The 19,257-nt window shown below is 57.0% G+C and carries 14 protein-coding genes; 9 read left to right on the forward strand and 5 right to left on the reverse strand.

Annotated elements, in window-relative coordinates; all coding sequences use genetic code 11:
- Positions 1-38 precede the first annotated feature (38 nt).
- A complete protein-coding gene (locus tag C3Z11_RS10145; protein ID WP_106477845.1) occupies positions 39-896 on the reverse strand; it encodes a GNAT family N-acetyltransferase in 858 nt (285 codons plus the stop codon).
- Positions 897-1,152: 256 nt separating this feature from the next.
- Between C3Z11_RS10145 and C3Z11_RS10150 the strand changes: the two genes are divergently transcribed.
- Positions 1,153-2,628 carry an aldehyde dehydrogenase family protein gene (locus C3Z11_RS10150; RefSeq protein WP_106477846.1) on the forward strand — a complete coding sequence of 492 codons (1,476 nt, stop codon included), beginning with the start codon at positions 1,153-1,155 and terminating at the stop codon, positions 2,626-2,628.
- Positions 2,629-2,690: 62 nt separating this feature from the next.
- Here C3Z11_RS10150 and C3Z11_RS10155 read toward each other — a convergent pair whose 3' ends face one another.
- The 3 genes from C3Z11_RS10155 to C3Z11_RS10165 are packed head-to-tail and all read right to left on the reverse strand — an operon-like array spanning position 2,691 to position 7,285.
- Positions 2,691-4,685, reverse strand: a complete 1,995-nt coding sequence (locus C3Z11_RS10155; RefSeq protein ID WP_106477847.1) for a hydantoinase B/oxoprolinase family protein — start codon at positions 4,683-4,685, stop codon at positions 2,691-2,693.
- Positions 4,675-6,744: a hydantoinase/oxoprolinase family protein gene (locus C3Z11_RS10160; protein WP_106477848.1), complete on the reverse strand. Its 2,070-nt coding sequence runs from the start codon at positions 6,742-6,744 to the stop codon at positions 4,675-4,677. The genes C3Z11_RS10155 and C3Z11_RS10160 overlap by 11 nt, the downstream gene beginning before the upstream one ends.
- The gene (locus C3Z11_RS10165; RefSeq protein ID WP_106477849.1) at positions 6,722-7,285 is read right to left on the reverse strand and encodes a GNAT family N-acetyltransferase; all 564 of its coding nucleotides are present in this window, start codon (positions 7,283-7,285) and stop codon (positions 6,722-6,724) included. The genes C3Z11_RS10160 and C3Z11_RS10165 overlap by 23 nt, the downstream gene beginning before the upstream one ends.
- 279 nt (positions 7,286-7,564) lie before the next feature.
- Between C3Z11_RS10165 and C3Z11_RS10170 the strand changes: the two genes are divergently transcribed.
- The 8 genes from C3Z11_RS10170 to C3Z11_RS10205 all read left to right on the forward strand — a co-directional run bounded on the left by C3Z11_RS10170 (position 7,565) and on the right by C3Z11_RS10205 (position 17,965).
- Positions 7,565-8,896, forward strand: coding sequence for an NAD(P)/FAD-dependent oxidoreductase (locus C3Z11_RS10170; RefSeq protein ID WP_106477850.1), 1,332 nt, complete (start codon positions 7,565-7,567; stop codon positions 8,894-8,896).
- Between the two features lie 189 nt (positions 8,897-9,085).
- Positions 9,086-9,760, forward strand: a complete 675-nt coding sequence (locus tag C3Z11_RS10175; RefSeq protein WP_106477851.1) for a haloacid dehalogenase type II — start codon at positions 9,086-9,088, stop codon at positions 9,758-9,760.
- A gap of 35 nt (positions 9,761-9,795) precedes the next feature.
- On the forward strand, positions 9,796-11,070 hold the full coding sequence (locus C3Z11_RS10180) for an NAD(P)/FAD-dependent oxidoreductase (RefSeq protein ID WP_106477852.1): 1,275 nt from the start codon (positions 9,796-9,798) through the stop codon (positions 11,068-11,070).
- A gap of 97 nt (positions 11,071-11,167) precedes the next feature.
- A complete protein-coding gene (locus C3Z11_RS10185; RefSeq protein ID WP_106477853.1) occupies positions 11,168-12,811 on the forward strand; it encodes an ABC transporter substrate-binding protein in 1,644 nt (547 codons plus the stop codon).
- Positions 12,812-12,918: 107 nt separating this feature from the next.
- The gene (locus C3Z11_RS10190; RefSeq protein ID WP_106477854.1) at positions 12,919-13,875 is read left to right on the forward strand and encodes an ABC transporter permease; all 957 of its coding nucleotides are present in this window, start codon (positions 12,919-12,921) and stop codon (positions 13,873-13,875) included.
- 14 nt (positions 13,876-13,889) lie between these two features.
- Positions 13,890-14,780, forward strand: coding sequence for an ABC transporter permease (locus tag C3Z11_RS10195; RefSeq protein ID WP_262927344.1), 891 nt, complete (start codon positions 13,890-13,892; stop codon positions 14,778-14,780).
- A 4-nt stretch (positions 14,781-14,784) separates the two neighbouring features.
- A complete protein-coding gene (locus C3Z11_RS10200; RefSeq protein WP_106477856.1) occupies positions 14,785-16,443 on the forward strand; it encodes an ABC transporter ATP-binding protein in 1,659 nt (552 codons plus the stop codon).
- 61 nt (positions 16,444-16,504) lie between these two features.
- Entirely contained in the window at positions 16,505-17,965 is a 1,461-nt protein-coding gene (locus C3Z11_RS10205) for an NAD-dependent succinate-semialdehyde dehydrogenase (protein ID WP_106477857.1), read from the forward strand.
- Positions 17,966-18,028: 63 nt separating this feature from the next.
- Here the strand turns inward: C3Z11_RS10205 and C3Z11_RS10210 are convergent, their stop codons facing one another.
- Positions 18,029-18,955 (reverse strand): 2-hydroxyacid dehydrogenase, encoded by a 927-nt coding sequence (locus C3Z11_RS10210; protein ID WP_106477858.1) that lies wholly within the window; start codon positions 18,953-18,955, stop codon positions 18,029-18,031.
- Positions 18,956-19,257: the final 302 nt, after the last annotated feature.

Here is a 19,257-nt window from a genome sequence, read left to right on the forward strand (position 1 = left end):
TGACATGGACAACACTTAGCCGTATGCGATATTGCCACTCAGCCCATTGCCTGAGTGATCAGGCCGAATCGAGTCAACGGTCCTTCATCCAAGCGTGCACCGCGGCGCATACGCATGACATTATCAACGCAGACAAGCCCAGCCCCAACCAACCAGCTGTCATCGTCGAGGTCGACCAGGTCGAGCCGCACAAAATGGCCTTCGGCGTTGATGAGCAGGGCTTGGATCAGCACCTGAGCCTGATCGGAGCTATACGCTAGAATCGGACCGATGTGCTCGCCGCGTCCGAAGGGCCGTTTAAGCGCGACGCCCATCAGCGCTCCTTCATGTTCGATAATTATGCCGGCCGTGGCCTGACGCACTGTTTCGGCGTGTACAGGATTGTCGGGAAAAAGAGCCATGATGGCGCTGCGGTCTGTGTCTTTCATGGCGCGCAGACCTGGTGGTAAATCTATGGCCGGCACTCCACCGGCGACGACTCCCTGATACTGATAGATCGTATTGCAGGGCTCGAAACCCAGTTTGTAATACAGCGGTGCACCCGCAGCCGTGGCCACCAGCATCAGAGTACGTTCACCAGCCTGCGCCATGAGGCGGGTCATGATTGCTCGGCCTAAGCCGCGGCCTTGCCAGTCATCTCTAATGATTACCAAACCGAGTGTGGCGATCAGCCCCTGGTTGAGGCAAAACCCAGTGCCGATCAGTTCACCCTTGGCGTTATCCAAGGCGACGCCTTTTCCCACGGTGAACATCTGTTTCCAATCTTCCAGACGATGGGGCCAGCCAAGCTTGCGGGACAGGCCGTGCGCTGCTGCAAGATCGTCAATAGTCATCGTGCGCCAGTGCAGCGTTTCGCTATCGCTCTGACAGGTGGTAACCGTAGGGGAGTGGGCCATGTCGCTGTTCTCCTTGTTGGGGTGTCACCGCGTCCATCTTGCGGTCACTTTCGCACTCTGACCTTCCAGATTCCACGCCCGCATGCAAGTTACCGGCAATTCGGCAGATTTGACCGAACGTGCCGAGCATGAGCGCATCAATTGCGCTCAGGTGCCCTTTAATCGGCACCCCATGCCGAGGCATCCGCCCTAGCATGGAGGCACGATACGGTGCCTATGTGGGCATCGTTACACTCCTCTTCTAACGAGAACTACCATGTCGAGTTTTGATCCTGCTCGTATCGCTATTCCGTGCGCGCATTTTATTGACGGTCGTCGGGTCGTCGACAAAGGAGAATTGGCCACAGTGCGGCCTTCAGATGGAGCAACCTACGCTGAATTACCGATTGCGGATGCTGGGGTTCTCGATGACGCTGTAGGCAGCGCTCGCAAAGCCTTTTTACGCAGTGAGTGGGCGCGGCAAGCACCTCGCGAACGAGCAAGGATCATGCGCCGCTGGGCAGATCTGATTGAGGCGGATGTTGACTATCTTGCGTCACTCGAAGCGCTCGGTTCAACGCGTCCCATCGACCAGGCACGTGCCTGGGATGTGCCCTATACCGCTGAAGGCATCCGTTTTTTTGCTGAGTTTGCCGACAAGCACGGCGGTGAGGTGGCCGCGACCGCTCACGATCATCTAGGCATGCAAATTGCCGAGCCGCTGGGCGTCATCGGGGCAATTGCACCCTGGAACTTTCCGCTCAGCATGACCTGTTGGAAGGTGGCACCAGCACTGGCTGCCGGTAACACAGTCGTACTGAAGCCTTCGGAAATGACGCCCTTTACAGCAGTACGGCTGGCTGAGCTGGCCATCGAGGCCGGAATGCCGGCTGGTGTTTTCAACGTCATTCAAGGGAGTGGCCCGATCACTGGAGATGCGTTATGTCGACATCCGGAAATTGCCAAAGTCACTTTTACCGGCTCAACGGCGACCGGCCGCGCTATTATGGGAGCTTGTGCCGAGACCGGCCCCAAACCAGTAACGCTTGAGCTAGGGGGGAAGAGCCCACAGCTGGTATTCGCCGATATCCCCGATATTGATCGTACCGCGCAGACCTTGGCGGCTGCCATCACAGGTAATGCAGGCCAGGTCTGCGTAGCGGGCTCGCGGCTGTTGATTCAAAAGCCACTTCTTGAATCGATGATTGAGCGATTGGCAGCCTCGTTCGGCACACTCACACCGGGCCTGACCTGGCAGGAGGGCTCACGCTTCTCGCCGATTATTTCTAGTGTACAGCTTGAGCGTATCGAATCGATTGTGGCACGTGCGAGAGAGGCCGGTGCCGAATTGTTGACCGGTGGCGAGCGCTTTGAAAGCGGGCTTGGGGGCTGTTTCTATCGGCCGACCATTTTACACGTTAATAACCGTCACAATCCGGCAGTGGATGAGGAAATCTTCGGCCCGGTACTGACAATTCAAACCTTCGAGGATGAGGAAGAAGCGCTAGCCCTAGCCGAACATGAAGTTTACGGTTTGGCCTCAGGTATACATACTGCTGATTTAGGGCGAGCGTTGCGTGCCGTACGCAAGCTTTCGGCCGGCACGGTATGGGTTAATCGTTACGGGCGCAGCAATGACTACATCCTGCCCACCGGTGGATATAAGCGCTCTGGTATTGGCCGTGATCTGGGGCGTGCCGCTTTCGAGGCCAATCTACATCACAAAAGTGTGTTGATTGATCTCAATCCTTGAGATTTGGCTATTTGGAAAGTGCTCGGGGCGCTGCGTTAATACAGGCGTAGAGCCCCGGGCCTTTAAGTTTCGCTGATTGCAGGGAACCGGGTGCGCAATTCTGCAAAGAGTCGCTGCATCTGATTAGGGACATCCTGGTCGGTATGATGCGTCTTCGCCACAATCGCAAATAGCTGGTGCTTGAGGAAAAAACGCCAGGCTACGGGGGCTTGTGCCAAAAAGTCGGTCATGAGCCGATAGCGCTCCTGCGTCCATAGCGCTTCAAAGACCGCTCGTGCTGGACCGAAATCGAAATGCCCATGCTCACCTTTGTTTGGGGACGCTACCATCTCCTGCGTGCGCAGTTGTAAGGTGGCCTCCAGATCGACGTTACCGTTGATAATCACCACGCCGTAGTCACGTCGAGCTCCCTCCAGAGTCACAAAGCCACGTTCTACATCGTGCATTACCTGTTCTGGATCCCGCTCGTATACCGGACCATAACCTCCTGCACCGGGGCCGATAATACGCACAATGTCGCCCGGCTGGCAGTGGATGAGGTCAGTATTCCCGTGCTCCACGGCATGCGATGTGTCGGGATTGGTCATGAAGCTGGCCGTTCTTCCTGCCCGTCCACCCAACACGCCGGGTGGGGCAAAGAACGAGCGGTTGCGGTTGCGTGCGGTGATTACGGTATCGGGTGCAGTGATTTCGAAGGTCATCACCGTGGCCAGTCCTCCACGGAAACGTCCGGGGCCACCGGTATCCGGCGCTAAACCGTAGCGATGAAAGCGGATCGGTACTTCGGTCTCGTTGATCTCGATGGGGGTATTCTTGAGAAATGCTGATAGTCCACCGCATCCCTCTGGACCGTCATGATGAGGAGTGCCGCCGCCACCGCCACCGACCGGGCCGATTGACGCCACAATGGTGTGACCGAGGGTATCAATGGTGCGTACGTTGATAATGGCGTTCCCCCCAGGCGAGGGCGCCGGCATGCGCTCGGGCAGTGCCAGTGAAAAGGCGCCAAGGGTGGTGATCTGCGCCATTGCACAAGTGAGAGAACGCATACCCACAGCCGCCGGCGCCTGACAGTTCATCACCGTGCCGGGAGGCATGATCGCGCGAGTGGGGCGGAGGGTGCCGGCATTGAGTAGCAGGCGCGGATCGAGTGTGGACAGCGCATAAGTAACCCCGACGAGCGCTAACGGATGGCGCTCGCGTCCGCCAGTGGGCATGTTCAGCGACGACATCAGCTGCGGGTCGCTGCCGGTATAGTCCAGCTCCAGTGTCTCTCCGCGTATACGCAGGGTCAGGGCGATACGGCAGGGATAACCGCCTTCGCTGTCCTCGTCGGCATAGTCGGCATGAAAATAATCGCCGTCGGGGATGGTTGCGATGATACGTCGGGCCTGCTGATCGGCGTAATCGAGAATACCTTCGACGCCTTCAAGAAAGCTCTCGAATCCGAAACGTTCGATTATCTCCAGCATTCGACGTTCACCGATATTGACCGAGGCAATCTGGGCCTGAAAATCTCCCCAGTTCTGCTCTGGCACTCTTACGTTAAGACGCATGATATGGGCAACTTCTTCATTAAGGCGCCCGTTCTCCATGATCTTCAACGGTGGAATGCGCAGGCCTTCCTGGGCAATATCGGTCAGCGTGCGTGACAGCGAGGCCGGCACCGCTCCACCGACGTCAGTATTGTGGATATGACCTACCACGAAGCAGGCAATCTGCCCGCCATAAAATACCGGTTTCCAAATATGAATGTCAGGCGTATGGGTAGCTACGTTTCCAGCGTAGGAATCGTTGGTGATGCAAATGTCACCTGGCGAGTAGTGCTTAATCATGGTCAGTACCGGGGCATAATCAATGCCGCTGTACCAAGGTGCGCCGAAACTACGCGGCGAGGCAAAGGCGAGTCCATAACGGGTAACGATCTGACACGAGAAGTCCTCGGTCTCCTTTACAAAGGTTGAATGCGCCGTACGCATCAGGGTGTGTGCCATAGCATCAGCCGCAGCGGCGCAATAATTGGCAAGAATCTGCAGATGGCGTCCATCAATGGCCATGAAAGGTGTCCTCCTGGGACGTGTCGGCGGTCACGATCAGGTTGCCGAAGTCATCGACAGTAATCTGCATGCCTGTTGGCACACAGGTCGTACAATCGTCCTGGGCAATAATGGCCGGACTTGCAAACTGCTGTCCGGCATACAGGGTATGGCGCTGGTAAAATGCCACTGAACGCCATTGGCCATCGATGTAAGCCTGAACATGAGTCTCGGCGCAGGCCGAGATATTGCTGGTGGGTAACCGCTTCAGGGGCGGTGTGTTGGTCGGCGAAGTTACCACCAGGCGCAGGTTGATGATCTGTATGGTGGCCTGCGGGTCGTGATGATTGAAAATCTGTTCATGACGAGCATGGAAGGCCTGGCAAATGGCATCGAGATCACCCGTTTCAAGCCAGCGCTTGTCCAATGTCACTTCAACTTCAAAGGACTGTCCGCGATAGCGCATGTCGGCGAGAAACATCAGCGTATATGGAAGGTCCGTGCCATGCTCGCTGGTCAGCCAATGCTCGCCGCGAACTCTAAGCGTATCAGCGCGTTCACGCAGCCATGGCAGCATTTGCATCGATAGCTCGGAATAGAGCGTGTCGATGAAGTCGTTGCGCAGGTCGGCCACTAGCCCGCCGAGTGCTGATAGCACGCCGGGTGTGGGTGGGATCACAACGCCTTTCATGTTCAGCTCGCGTGCCAGCCAACATCCCATCATCGGACCCGCACCGCCGAAGGCCAGAAAATAATACTCGCGCGGGTCGATGCCAAAGCGTGACACCAGCGCGCTGGTATCAGCGTACATGCCGGAAATAGCGATGCGAATGATAGTCTCGGCCGTCTCCTCAATAGTGATGCCCAGCGGCGCGGCAAGCGTTGCCATGGCGCGGCTGGCGGCCGTGACATCGACCTGGACACTCTTGTATCCAAGGTCACCGTGGCCGATCAGGCCGCAGACGGCGAAGGCATCAGTGACGGTGGGTTGATTCCCTCCCCGGTTGTAACAGACCGGGCCCGGTAGTGAGCCTGCGCTCATCGGACCGACCTGAAGCACACCCAGCGGATCAAGCCAGGCAATCGAACCGCCACCCTGACCGATGGAAGTGACCGAGACGGACGGAATATAAATATTGAATTCCCCAATCAACTCGCCGGTGCCGTACTCGGGTTGACCATCAATGATAACCGCGACATCAGCACTGGTTCCGCCAATATCGAGGCTCAGAAGCCGATTGAAGTTGCACTGTTCGGCAATGTAACTCGCGCCAATCACGCCCGAGGCGGTGCCGGAAAGCACCATCTGTATGCACTCCGCCTTCGCTTGGTCAAGGCTCATCACGCCGCCGTTAGACTTGGTGATGCGTGGCGGCACCGGTACACCGGCGTCGGTCAGTGCCTTTTCGAAGGCCTGGAGGTAGTCGATCACCCGGGGTTGAACGTAGGCGTTAATAGTCGCTGTGATGGTGCGCTCATATTCACGAATAACTGGCCAGATCGCGCCCGAGCAGGACACCAGAAGCTCTGGATCAATATCGTGGATGATATCGCGTACCCGACATTCGTTATGATCGTTGCGCCAAGCATGCAACAACGCCACCACGATGCCATCGCATCCCTGCTCGCGAGCCCGCGTCACGGCAGAGACTACGCTATCGCGATCGACCTCAATGAGTATCCTGCCATCGCTTGAGGTGCGCTCCTGCACGGAGAAAACATGATGGCGCTCGATCAGCGGTGCCGGACGACGTGCATTCAGATCATGAATATGTGCCATTTTCAGCCGTGCTAGCTCCAGCACATCCTCAAAGCCTGCCGTGGTCAGCAGCGCCAGTCGTACACCGTTGCGCTGGATGACCGTATTGATGCCCACTGTGGTGCCATGCGTAAAGTAGTCCACTTGTTGAGCATTAATTCCGAAACGCTCTTCAAGGCGCGCAAGCCCGGTGGTGATCTCGCTGCCCGGGCGATCCGGGCGCGAGAACACCTTAAGGGTATGGATGTGTCCGCTGTGGTTATCCAGCACGGCGAAGTCGGTGAACGACCCGCCGATATCAACTCCGATGCGATAGGTCATGATGAGAAGTCTCGTTTTTTATCCTTGTAATATGCTTGCCAGGGTAGCGTTGGCGATCAGGGTCGGGGCCGGTGACTTCCATCAGCCGCTGGGGCGCGGCAACAGGTTGCCAACCTGCGCGGGTATAAACGCCATGGGCATCGCGAGTGGCCAATAACCACTTCGTAATGCTTTCCAGCGCAGGGTGGGCACGTACGGCATGTGATAGCCAGCTACCCAGTCCATGGCCGCGATGTTTGGGCTCGATATAAACATCCATTAAATAGGCGAAACGGGCGTAGTCGGTGACGACGCGGGCGAACCCGACCTGTTCGTCCGAAGATGGATGACTGTGGCTCTGATCGGTCTGGCAATACAGCCCGAAGACCAAGGAGTGCTCAACTGAGCGCATCACGACCTCGCGGTTGATTCCCTGAGCCCAATAGGAGTCTCCGCTCAAGCAGTGATAGACATGCTCGGCATCAAGCCGGTCACGGTCGGTGCTCAGCACATAATCGCCGTGTTGCCACTCGACGATTTCAATTTGGTGCAGTGGACCCATGAATACCTCTTTTCAGGTTGGCTCCGGCGGGAAACTCCGAGATAAAGTGCTTGGGGAATTTTAAGTCTTGCACCTTTTTTAAGGCCGAAACCACTGTGGCTTGGGCTGGCAATGAAATTCAGCAGAATGCGTCATATCAGCACCATATCGGCGCATGACGTGCGTTCGGAGGGCATGGACTCGGCACCGCATGCTGCGCAAATCGCCATAGCATGAAACAAGCATAAGCACTCCTTCGTGTTGGGTGAGATGCCCTGCCAATAACAAGAGATTTCGATAATGTTCGTTAATGTAGATGCCGTGCATGACAGCCCCGATTTTCCCACGCAGGTTGATGTCGTGATAATTGGCGCGGGTATTGTCGGCACCTCGGCGGCCTATGAACTGGCCCGCCAGGGAATATCGGTGGCACTGCTGGAAAAGGGGCTGATCGGCTGTGAACAGTCAAGTCGCAACTGGGGCTGGGTGCGTCAGCAGAACCGTGACATGTTCGAACTGCCGCTGGCGATGTATAGCCTGGATCGCTGGGAAGCGTTTTCAGGCGAGATCGGGCGTGATGTTGGCTTTCGTCGCAGTGGTATCGTCTATACCACAGACAGCCAGGCCAGCATGTCCAAATGGGAAGCGTGGGGCAAGCAAGCCCGTGAACAAGGATTTATCAGCCATGTGATCGGTGCCGAGGAGGCAGGCAAGCGCGCGCCCGGCACGACGTCGTGTTGGATTGGCGGGGTTTGGTCACCTAGCGATGGCCGTGCCGAACCTGCAATGGCATGTGCGGCTATTGCGACCGGAGCTCGCGAACTGGGCGCTTATGTACATCAGAATTGCGCCGTACGTGGACTAGAGCAACACGGCGGAAGAATTAGTGGCGTATGGACCGAGCGCGGTCTGGTCCGCACTTCAACGGTTGTCTGTGCCGGTGGTGCCTGGAGTTCACGCTTCTGTCGCCGTCACGGCATCGAGTTGCCTTCGGCCAATATCATGGGCACTGCTCTGCAAACCACGGCGGCACCTGAAGTCACGCCAGGTTGTCTGACTACACCCAACATTGCCCTGCGCCGTCGGCTGGATGGTAGCTATACGCTGGCGATGCCGGGGCGTGGACGAGTAGAGATCAGCCCACAGGGGCTGCGCTACGCAACAAAATTTTATGGCGCCTATCGCAGCAAGCTAGCCAAGAAGCTGCAAATACGGGTGAGTTCATCCTTCTTCCGTGGGCCGGAAGCAGCCGGTAGCTGGCAATTCGATCAAATCTCACCCTTTGAGCAACAGCGTATTCTGGATCCCGAGCCGGATATGGCACTAGCGCGTGCTTCGCTGGCGGCGCTGCACAAGGAATACCCGGCGCTTAGCGGCGTCCATATTGCCCGGGCGTGGGCCGGCATGATCGATACCACGCCGGACATGGTGCCGGTCATTTCGGCCATCGATGCTATTCCAGGCTTCATAGTGGCTGCTGGCTTCAGTGGTCATGGCTTTGGCATTGGGCCGGGGGCCGGGCGGCTAGTGACTGATCTAGTGACGGGTTCGGTGCCAGTGGTAGACCCAGCGCCTTATCATATCGAGCGCTTTTCCGATGGTAGCCGTATTCGTCAGCCGGAGATGATGTGAGACATCGCCGCATCCTGTGCTGCGTTGATGTCAAAAAAAGAGTGTTTATATCAGGCAGGCGTGAGCTTTCAGCGTCTGCTGATTGTTCGAGAGTGCTGTAATAAGGTCATTGGGTGTGTCGTCAACGCCCCAACCGTCCAACAACAATTTCATACCGTTCATCGGTTCAACAACAGAGGACGAAGCATCATGAGCGATATCATGCGCCCGAAGTACATCACCTTTGACTGCTACGGTACGCTTACCAATTTTCAGATGGCGAGCATGACACGCGACATCTTTGCCGACCGGATCAATGACTCCGAGCGCATGGAACGTTTCGTGAAGGACTTCGGAGCCTACCGCTTCGATGAAGTCCTTGGGGAATGGAAACCTTATGCCGAGGTCATCTGCACTGCGCTGGAACGCACCTGCAAGCGTTGGGGCATTGAGTACCGTGACAATGAAGGCTTGCAATACTTCGATGCAGTACCTACCTGGGGGCCGCATCCGGATGTCATCGAGGGGCTTGCTAAGATCGCAGACAAGATCCCGTTGGTCATCTACTCCAATGCCGATGACAATCAGATCATGTCGAACGTGGCAAAGCTTGAGGTGCCGTTCCATAAAGTTTTCACCGCCGACACGTTTAAAGTCTACAAGCCCCGCCTGGCCGCATTCGAGGCCATGATCGACACCCTGGGCTGCAACCCTGAAGACTTGCTGCATGTCTCCTCCAGTTTCCGCTATGACCTGATATCGGCTCACTTCATGGGCATTCGTGACAAAGCGTTTGTAGCTCGCAATCACGAACCCTATTGCCCCGGCTACGGTGCGACTGAAATCGCTGATATTCGTGGTTTGCCGTCCCTGGTCGGTCTCTGAGATAAACATTACGCGACCCTCAGAGGAGAGCACCCATGAAATTCGACTCCTATTGGCTGGCGACGGCACCCACGCTGAAATGCGCCGAGCAGTCTCCGCCTGAAGGCACGTTCGATGTCGTAGTCGTTGGTGGTGGATTCACCGGGCTTTCGGCGGCGCGCACGCTAGCGCGTGGCGGTGCTCGGGTAGCCTTGCTGGAAGCCGGACGGCTGATTGGCGAAGCCTCTGGACGTAATGGCGGGCAGTGCAATACCGGAGTAGCCCAGGACTATGTCAGTCTGGTCGAACAGGTCGGCCGCGAGCGTGCCATGATCCATTACCGCACCTATGCCGAGGCAGTGACGACGGTAGAGCAAGTGATACGTGAGGAGTCGATTGAGTGTGATTATCTTCACCATGGCAAGCTAAAGTTGGCCGCCAAACCCGAGCATTACGATAAACTGGCGCGCACCTTCGAAGCGATTCGCCGTGACGTCGATCCTGACGTCGAACTGTTATCGGCGGCATCGGTACGTGAAGAAGTCGACTCGCCTCTCTTCCATGGCGGGCTTTTGCAACGTAACGGCGGACAAATGCATATGGGTCGTTTCGGCATTGGCCTGGCCCAGGCAGCCCATCACCATGGTGCTCGCCTGTTCGAGTATGCTCCGGTAAACGCCATCACTCGTGAGGGTAGAGCCTATCGTCTAGGTACGCCCCAAGGCGAGCTTCGGGCCAATCATGTGTTACTGGCCACGGGTGCCTCCCAAGTGGGACCGCTGAACTGGTTTCGCCGCCGCATGGCACCGGTGGGCAGCTTCATTGTAGTTACCGAGCCCCTCTCCAGTGAGCAATGTGCACAGCTACTGCCAAACCGGCGCGCCTATGTGACCAGTCGCATCATTGGTAACTACTTTCGATTAACCCCAGACAACCGATTATTGTTCGGTGGTCGGGCGCGCTTTGCCATATCTGACGAGAAATCGGACGCCAAAAGCGGCGAGATTCTGCGCCGTGGTCTGGCTGAAGCCTTCCCGCAATTGAGCGACGTTCGTCTCGATTATTGTTGGGGCGGCCTGGTCGACATGAGCCGTGATCGATTGCCGCATGCCGGTTGTCATGACGGTATGCACTACGTAATGGGATATAGCGGCCATGGTGTGCAAATGTCGGTACATATGGGGAAGTCTCTTGCTGAGACGTTGCTGGGCCAGCGTGAGACATATCCATGGCAAGAGTCCGAATGGCCCGCAATTCCTGGCCATTTCGGCAAGCCATGGTTTTTACCGTTGATAGGGAGCTGGTACCGGCTGCAGGATCGACTGCGCTAGCTGGGGCTGACTAAGCAGTAGCCACAAACAACACTTATCAGAATGAAGCGCTGCATTCCATTGCACATAACAATTTCAAACGGCAAGGAGAAGGCTCATGACTCATGACACAAAAACCGACAACCTGCTCATTTCTCCCGAGCAGAGCATACAGGTTTACCGTGCCATGCAACGTGGGATGTCACGTCGCAACGCGCTGAAAATGCTGGGGGCAGCCGGGCTCTTTGCCGCCAGTGCCACCAGCCTGCCGGGAATTTCGAAGGCTTGGGCTGCAGACACGGCTGGCCAGAACGCCCCGAAGCGCGGCGGGCGCATCCGCGTGGCGGCACATTCCTCCTCAACGATGGAGTCGCTTGATCCTTCCAAAGGGGCGACCGCTATTGATTATGTCCGTGCCTATACTTTCTATAACGGGCTTACCCAGTTTGATGAAGGTCTCGTGGCTCAGCCTTGTCTGGCCGAAGCGTTCGAGAGCACCGATAACGGCGGCCACTGGATTTTTACCCTGCGCCGTGGCGTGACCTTCCATAATGGCAAGGCGCTGACGCCGCAGGATGTCATCTATTCGATCATGCGCCACAAGGATCCGGCCATAGGTTCGAAGGTCATGTCGATGGTCGAACAGATCGAGAGCGTCAAGGCGCTTGATGAGCAGCGCGTCGAGTTCACGCTTTCCTCACCCAATATCGAACTGCCCTCGATTCTGGCAGTTTCGCATCTGGTCATCGTGCCCGATGGCACCACCGATTTCTCGAAGGGCATCGGTACTGGGCCGTTCAAGTGTGACGAGTTTACCCCCGGCGTGCGCTCGGTGGCGGTGCGTAACGAGAATTATTGGCGTGAAGGACGGCCCTATCTGGACGCCATCGAGCTGGTCGGTATCAGCGATGAGTCGGCGCGCGTCAATGCACTGTTCTCCGGTGATGTCCAAATGATCAACAACGTCAGCGGCAGCGCCGCTGATCGAGTCAGCAAGACAGCAGGACGGGCGGTCAAGGCTACCAATTCCGGGAACTACACGGACCTTGTGATACGCGTCGATCAACAGCCGGGCAGCCGCCCCGAATTCGTCGAGGCGATGAAATATCTGTTCAATCGTGAGCAGATCCTGAAGGTGGCTCTGCGTGGCTATGGCGAAATTGCCAACGATCAGCCTATCGCGCCCGGAACTCCCTATTACTTCGACGGCCTGCCGCAGCGTCCATACGACCCCGAACGGGCCGCGTCGCTTCTGAAAAAGGCCGGCGTGGCCGGTGCCCGCGTACCGCTGGTGGTATCGCCGGCGGCCAACTATTCTGAGGAAATGGGCCAGTTGCTGCAGCAGTCCGCAGCCCAGGCGGGACTGACGCTCAACCTAAACCGCGTACCGGGAGATGGCTACTGGTCCAACCACTGGATGAAGCACCCGCTGGGCTTTGGCAACATCAACCCGCGCCCCACCGCCAATATCTTGCTCTCTCAGTTCTTTGCTTCCAATGCACCCTGGAACGAGTCCGGTTGGAAGAATGATAAGTTCGATCAACTGCTAGTGGCATCACGCAGCGAACCTGACCAGAGCAAACGCAAGCAGATGTACGCCGACATGCAAACCATGATCCATGAGCAGAGCGGTATCGGCATCCCGGTTTTTCTCAGCGATATCGACGGCTATGACACCCGAGTCGGCGGCATGGACCGCACGGTGCCGCTGGGCAGCTTCATGGCCTACATGTTCCCCGAATACGTCTGGTGGAACGCCTAGGCTTAGACGTATTTTCTGTCATTGCGGGTCACTGATGCAGGGGCAGCGGGCGCTACGCCATGGCGGTCATTCCCCTGTGTCGGTGGCTCCCTCGCTGGAGTCGGAAGATGCGCAACGCCATTCCCGTACTGGTATTGGGACGTCTATCCTCAAGTCTGGTGACCCTGTTTCTAGTGTCACTGGTAATTTTTGCCATCACTTCAATGCTGCCGGGTGACACGGCACAACTGATTCTTGGTCAGTTCGCTACGCCTGACCAGGTGGCGGCGCTGCGAACCGAACTGGGGCTCGACCAGCCTGCACTGCTGCGTTACTGGCATTGGCTGAGTGGCTTCATGACTGGCAATTTAGGCATGTCGGCCAGCAATGGCGTATCGGTCACGCAGCTGATGAGTGATCGCCTGCCCAATTCGCTGCTGTTGGCGGCCATTACTACGGCCATTTCGGTACCGCTAGCCCTGATCATGGGCATCACAGCGGCCATGCGTCGGGGCGGTGCTGTGGATCGGGTACTGAATCTAGTGACCCTTTCAATGGTGGCGGTACCGGAGTTCTTGGTGGCGACCCTCGCAGTTTTGCTCTTCGCCGTGAAGCTTGACTGGTTACCGGCGCTCTCCTATGTCTCCACTGTTGAAAGCTTCGGCGACTTCATGAAGATCTACGCCATGCCGGTGCTGACGCTGTGCTGCGTGCTGATTGCGCAGATGGCGCGCATGACCCGTGCGGCACTGATTGATCAGCTCGATAGTGCTTACGTCGAGATGGCGCGGCTCAAGGGCGTACCGCCCATGCGCCGAGTGCTGCGCCATGCGTTGCCCAATGCAGTGGGGCCTATCGCCAATGCTGTGGCATTAAGCCTCTCCTATCTGCTGGGCGGCGTCATCATCGTTGAAACAATCTTCAACTATCCGGGCATCGCCAGTCTGATGGTCGATGCGGTCTCCAACCGGGATCTCGCCCTCGTACAGGCCTGTGCCATGTTGTTCTGCAGTGCCTATCTGGTGCTGGTGATGATGGCCGATCTCTGTGCGATCCTCTCCAACCCGAGGCTGCGTAACCGATGAATGAGTTCAGAGCCATGACGCATCCACGCACTAACAGCCGCCGCCGTGTTACGACCGGCAGCCGATTGCCGGTCGCCTCTCCGGCAAGACGCAATCGCCCGCGACTGCATCTGATCCGCTGGGTCGGCCTGGGGCTGTTCGGCTTCTGGGTACTGGTGGCAATTTTTGGACCGATGCTCGCCCCGCATCCGATGAGTGCCTTTGTGTCCGACGAGATTTATGGAGGTGCCAGTACGGCCAACCTGCTCGGCACCGATTATATGGGACGCGACATGCTGAGCCGTATTCTCACTGGAGCACGTTATACCGTTGGTTTGGCTATAATAGCCGCACTGCTATCAAGCCTGATCGGAGCCGGGTTCGGCATGTTGACCGTACTGCTGCCACGCTGGATTGAAGAGTGCATCAGGCGCGTCTTTGACACATTGATCTCGATTCCCAGCAAGATGATGGCGCTGGTAATGGTGTCAGCCTTTGGCACCTCGATTCCGCTTTTGATTCTTGCCGCCGTGCTCAGCTATGCCCCCGGCGCGTTTCGCATCGCACACAGCATGGCGACCAATCTGGCCACGCTGGAGTATGTGCAAGTAGCACGCACCCGAGGGGAGGGAAAGTTGTATATCGCAGCCTTCGAGATCATGCCCAACATGATTCAATCAGTGTTAACCGACATGGGCATGCGCTTTGTCTTCATTGTGCTGCTGCTCAGTGGCATGAGCTTTCTAGGTTTGGGCGTTCAGCCACCGGCAGCCGATCTGGGCTCGCTAGTACGTGAAAATATCGGTGGGCTCAGCCAAGGGGCGCTGGCCGTGATTGCACCGGCACTGGCCATCGGCACGCTGACCATTGGTGCCAATCTGTTGATTGACAGTCTGTCGACCAGCCGTGGCTCACAAAAGGAGTGACAATATGCAGGGAGAATCACTCACCGTTCGCAATCTCGAAATCTGCGCAACACCTCTCGGCGGGGAAGAACACAGCATCGTCAACAACATCGGGTTCACGCTCGCTCCCGGCGAAGTGATGGCATTGATCGGTGAGTCCGGCTCGGGCAAAACGACCATCGCGTTGGCCATGCTAGGTTATGCCCGTCGTGGCTGTCGTATTGCCGGAGGCAGCGTGCGCCTGGGCGAGACTGAAATCTTGGAATTGAATGCGGTCCAGACGCGCAGGCTTCGTGGCCATCGGGTCGCTTATATTGCCCAGAGCGCTGCGGCAGCCTTTAATCCCTCTCGTTCGTTAATGGATCAGGTCATCGAAGGCGCACTGATTCACGGCGTCATGGATCGCCATAGTGCCCAACAGAAGGCCGTTCAACTGTTTCGTGAACTTGCATTGCCTGAGCCGGAACGAATCGGCATGCGTTATCCGCATCAGGTGTCCGGAGGCCAACTGCAGCGCATCATGGCGGCGATGGCGCTAATCACTGATCCTGCGCTGGTAATTCTGGATGAACCCACCACGGCGCTGGATGTCACCACGCAAATAGATGTCTTGCGAGCCTTCAAGAAAGTGATGCGCGAGCGGGGCACCACGGCTATTTATGTCTCTCATGATCTGGCCGTGGTCGCTCAGATGGCCGACCAGGTGCTGGTACTTAAGGGCGGCCAGGAGCAGGAGCAGGGACGTATTGCTCAAATTCTCGAACAGCCAGCCCACGAATATACTCGTAGCTTATTGGCTGCAGCTCGGCCGGATGCGCATCTCTCACCGCCCGAGACGGCCCGGGGCGATGAGCTTTTACGTATCGACGACTTACAGGTGGGCTACGGTCAGCGCGACCGCAATGGGCATCCGGATAAGGTGGTGCTGGATCATATCCAGCTAAGGATTGACCGCGGCCAGGCGCTTGGCGTGATCGGTGAGTCGGGCTCCGGCAAGTCGACGCTGGCACGGACAGTCGCCGGGCTGGTCGCGCCTTCTCGCGGAGCAGTTCAGTTTAATCGTCGCGAGTTGTCGCCAACACTGCGGGGGCGCACATCGGAGCAGTTTCGACGCATTCAGATGGTTTTTCAGAGCGCCGACAATGCCCTTAATCCAGCACACAGTGTTCGACGTTTGCTCAATCGACCGCTGGAAACTTATTTCAGTCTGGATCGCAACGTTCGTCGGTGTCGAGTCGAGGAATTGATGGATCTGGTAAAGCTGCCGCACACGCTACTCGATCGCAAGCCCGGGGAGCTCTCTGGTGGCCAGAAACAACGGGTCAACCTGGCGCGTGCGCTGGCCGCCGAACCTGATCTGATTCTCTGCGATGAAGTGACTTCAGCACTCGATACCGTGGTTGGCGCCGCCATTCTTGAATTGCTTGTTGAGCTACGTCGTGAGCTCGGCGTGGCATACCTGTTCATCAGTCACGACATCTCCACGGTGCGTTCGCTTTGTGATGATGTGATGGTGCTCTACCAGGGCGAGTGCGTGGAATCCGGCCGCTGTGAAGAGGTGCTAACTCGGCCGCAGCATAACTATACGCGCAAGCTGATCGGTTCGGTGCCGGAGCTGCGCCAGGGGTGGCTGGAAACTTGTCAGTGGTCAACACAGACAGAAGCGTCCGCTCCGTTGGTTTGAGACAAAGTGATCCCAGAAACGCATCGATAAGCGATGTTCATCACTATTACAGGAGATAGGCATGGCTGGTCTGTCACTTATAGACAGTGCCTTGCTACATGAGCAAGCATTCATTAACGGTCAATGGTGCGATGCTGATGATGAGAGGACGCTCGTTGTTACTGATCCTGCTACCGGAGAGCGCTTGGCTTCGGTCCCCAGCATGGGAGTCGGTGAAACCCGGCGGGCCATTGAAGCGGCCGAAGCAGCTTGGCCAGAATGGCGTGCTCGACCAGCGGCCGAACGGGCCACACTGCTTGAGCGTTGGCATGCCTTGATGCTGGAAAATATCGACGATCTGGCCGTATTGATGACCCGCGAGCAAGGCAAACCGTTGGCCGAGGCCAAAGGTGAAATTCGTTATGGGGCCAGCTTTGTGAAGTGGTTCGCCGAGGAGGCCCGACGTGCCTACGGTGAAACCGTTCCCGCCCCGAGTAAAGACCGACGTATTTTGGTGCTCAAGCAGCCGGTAGGGGTCTGCGGTGCGATTACCCCTTGGAACTTCCCCAACGCCATGATTACGCGCAAATGCGCACCGGCGCTGGCTGCAGGTTGTCCGATCGTGATCAAACCTTCGGAACTGACGCCACTATCAGCGCTGGCGCTCGCGGAATTGGCTGAGCGCGCGGGTTTCCCGCCGGGAGTGATTAACATCATCACCGGACTGCCTGAAGGGATCGGTGGCGAGCTGACGTCCAACCCGGCAGTACGCAAGCTCTCCTTCACCGGTTCGACCCGGGTCGGAAGCCTGCTAATGCGCCAAAGCGCTGGCGATATCAAGCGTTTAAGCCTGGAGTTAGGTGGTAACGCTCCGCTGATCGTATTTGATGACGCCGATCTCGAATTGGCGGTAGCCGGTACCATGGTCAGTAAATTCCGCAATGCTGGACAAACCTGTGTATGTGCCAATCGCATCTTGGTGCAGTCCGGCATTCATGACCGTTTTGTCGAACGTTTGATGTCTGAAATCGAGACGCTGCGCTGTGGTAACGGCATGGAAGACGATATCACGGTCGGGCCGTTGATAAACGATCAGGCGGTCCACAAGGTAGCGCGTCATCTCGATGATGCCTTGTCACAAGGCGCCAGTCTTATCATTGGGCAGATACCGAATGAGCAGGATCGTCTGGTGTTACCGACACTCTTGACCGGTGTAACCGACAAGATGCTGGTAACCCAGGAAGAAACGTTCGGCCCGGTGGCCCCCATTATGCGCTTCGAGACAGAGGAGGAGGCCGTACGAATTGCCAATGCCACACCCTTTGGCTTGGCGGCGTACTTCTTTACTGAAAGCATGCGGCGTGCGTGGCGAGTTGGCGAGGCATTGGAGTTTGGCATGGTGGGGCTCAATACGGGCTCGGTCTCGATGGAGGTTGCTCCCTTTGGCGGAATAAAACAGTCAGGACTGGGACGTGAAGGGGCACGCCAAGGGCTCGATGAGTATTTAGAAGAGAAGGCCTTTCACATAGGCGGTCTGGAATGACACTAAAGGTGGAAAGAGCGCTCGCTGTTTCAAACGGCGAGCGTTATGAAAGTCCGCTTGATTTCAATAGCCGCGCTGCCGATCAACCTGGCCAATCATTGGCTCACCGCGTTGATGACGGCGCAGATTATCAAGTAATACCGGAAAGGCCGTTTCCGGCTGGGTCATGGCTGCTATATGCGGCGTCATTAGAATGCGTTCGTCTCGCCAGAAAGGATGATCCCGCGGCGGTGGCTCATTACGTAGGACATCTAGTACCGCCCCGGAGAGCCGGCCTTCATCGAGCGCTCGGGTCAGATCGGCCTCGATAAGATGTTCACCGCGGCCAATGTTGATTAGCCCGGCCCCTTCGGGTAGGCGTTCAAAAAGCGCCGTATTGAGTATGCCTCGGGTATCTCCGGTCAGTGGGAGGACACAGATCAGCATGTCGCTTGAGGCAAGGAAGTCATCCAACGCCTCCTGACCGGCATGACAAGTGATACCGGGCACGTCGCGCATTGTTCGTGCCCAGCCACTGACAGGAAAGCCATAACTTACCAGATGGGTAGCAATAGCGGTGCCGAGCTGGCCTAGCCCCAGGACACCAATACGCTTCTCGGAGGCGGGACGAAGCATATGAGCCTGCCAATGCCCTTCGCGTTGCTGGCGGGCATAGTCACCTATGCGTCGATGCAGCCAGAGAGTGGCGAAGGTGGCGTACTCGATCATGCCGTGTTCAATAGCAGGATCAAGCATTCGTACCACCGAGAGAGTATCTGGCAACTCGGAAAAATCGAACTGATCGACCCCGGCGGAAGTAGCAAAAAGGACGTCTAAGGCTGGCAGACATCCAGTGAGATTCTCGGGAGGTTGCCAGGCGAGCAGATAGCGGATCTCGGCCGGATTACCCATATCGGGCCATTGGCGGAATTCGATATCCGGCGCATGACGGGCAAAGAGTGCTTGCCAGTGGCGCCCACGCTCTGGGTCGGCCTTGTAGAGCAATGCCATTTGAATTGTTCCTGTAGCCAAAAGGTCATCCTAAGCTGCCGCCCGGCGCACGGGATGTTGTTTTGAATGCTCAACGGCGGAAGATTGCTTCGAATTATAGGTTTCGAGCGCAGATTACGCTGTGACCGCACCGCCAGTGAATCATGCTGTTATGGCCGCTCAATTCGATGAAAAAAAGTGGTTAACGGAGCGAGGACGACAGCGCCTGACCCAGTAACAGGCGTAACCTTTGAGAGATGCCGGCATGCATTTTTCACTGTCGGAAGAAGATACCGACACGACAGCAATAATTGAGTGATCAT

Origin of the sequence: Phytohalomonas tamaricis (genome assembly GCF_003012345.1) — a bacterium.
In the GTDB taxonomy this organism is placed as follows: Bacteria; Pseudomonadota; Gammaproteobacteria; order Pseudomonadales; family Halomonadaceae; genus Phytohalomonas; species Phytohalomonas tamaricis.

Excerpts from the sequence above, each read along its gene's own strand:
- C3Z11_RS10205 (WP_106477857.1), top strand. The coding sequence starts at position 16,505 with ATGGCTGGTCTGTCACTTATAGACAGTGCCTTGCTACATGAGCAAGCA.
- C3Z11_RS10185 (WP_106477853.1), top strand. The coding sequence starts at position 11,168 with ATGACTCATGACACAAAAACCGACAACCTGCTCATTTCTCCCGAGCAG.
- C3Z11_RS10190 (WP_106477854.1), top strand. The coding sequence starts at position 12,919 with ATGCGCAACGCCATTCCCGTACTGGTATTGGGACGTCTATCCTCAAGT.
- C3Z11_RS10210 (WP_106477858.1), bottom strand. The coding sequence starts at position 18,955 with ATGGCATTGCTCTACAAGGCCGACCCAGAGCGTGGGCGCCACTGGCAA.
- C3Z11_RS10180 (WP_106477852.1), top strand. The coding sequence starts at position 9,796 with ATGAAATTCGACTCCTATTGGCTGGCGACGGCACCCACGCTGAAATGC.
- C3Z11_RS10195 (WP_262927344.1), top strand. The coding sequence starts at position 13,890 with ATGACGCATCCACGCACTAACAGCCGCCGCCGTGTTACGACCGGCAGC.
- C3Z11_RS10145 (WP_106477845.1), bottom strand. The coding sequence starts at position 896 with ATGGCCCACTCCCCTACGGTTACCACCTGTCAGAGCGATAGCGAAACG.
- C3Z11_RS10175 (WP_106477851.1), top strand. The coding sequence starts at position 9,086 with ATGAGCGATATCATGCGCCCGAAGTACATCACCTTTGACTGCTACGGT.
- C3Z11_RS10150 (WP_106477846.1), top strand. The coding sequence starts at position 1,153 with ATGTCGAGTTTTGATCCTGCTCGTATCGCTATTCCGTGCGCGCATTTT.
- C3Z11_RS10170 (WP_106477850.1), top strand. The coding sequence starts at position 7,565 with ATGTTCGTTAATGTAGATGCCGTGCATGACAGCCCCGATTTTCCCACG.
- C3Z11_RS10155 (WP_106477847.1), bottom strand. The coding sequence starts at position 4,685 with ATGGCCATTGATGGACGCCATCTGCAGATTCTTGCCAATTATTGCGCC.
- C3Z11_RS10200 (WP_106477856.1), top strand. The coding sequence starts at position 14,785 with ATGCAGGGAGAATCACTCACCGTTCGCAATCTCGAAATCTGCGCAACA.
- C3Z11_RS10160 (WP_106477848.1), bottom strand. The coding sequence starts at position 6,744 with ATGACCTATCGCATCGGAGTTGATATCGGCGGGTCGTTCACCGACTTC.
- C3Z11_RS10165 (WP_106477849.1), bottom strand. The coding sequence starts at position 7,285 with ATGGGTCCACTGCACCAAATTGAAATCGTCGAGTGGCAACACGGCGAT.